The sequence below is a fragment of the Flagellimonas flava genome (assembly GCF_050617915.1).
GTDB lineage: Bacteria > Bacteroidota > Bacteroidia > Flavobacteriales > Flavobacteriaceae > Flagellimonas > Flagellimonas flava_A.
The window spans coordinates 1-302 of sequence record NZ_JBODQE010000037.1; the positions used below are offsets into that span (position 1 = coordinate 1).

Sequence of the window (302 nt, forward strand, 5' to 3'; positions counted from 1 at the left end):
CCTTCAGTTTTTCCAACTGCGATGCTGTAAATAAATCTTTGTTTTTTGGATCGAGATACTCCCCTTCCATTTCTAGAAATGATCTACCAAAGATTCTTTGGGCTTCTCTGTTCCTAAGGTCGTTGTAAGCTCCTACCAACTCATTCTGAACGGTGATATAGGTACTGTACTTGGTTTCCCTATCGTTCTTTAGAGAGATAACCGCTTTGGATGGGTTATCCGAGGAAGCTGGATCTTTACGTCACTTGCAGTAGTTGCAGGTACCATCCGCTCCATTTTCAAGAAAGTCCATGGCGGCTTTT

The 302-nt window shown here is 42.7% G+C and carries 1 pseudogene; it reads right to left on the minus strand.

The window, feature by feature from the left end:
• A pseudogene (locus tag ACRHOZ_RS20885) lies at nt 1–302 on the minus strand (biopolymer transporter ExbD); the annotation flags it as partial.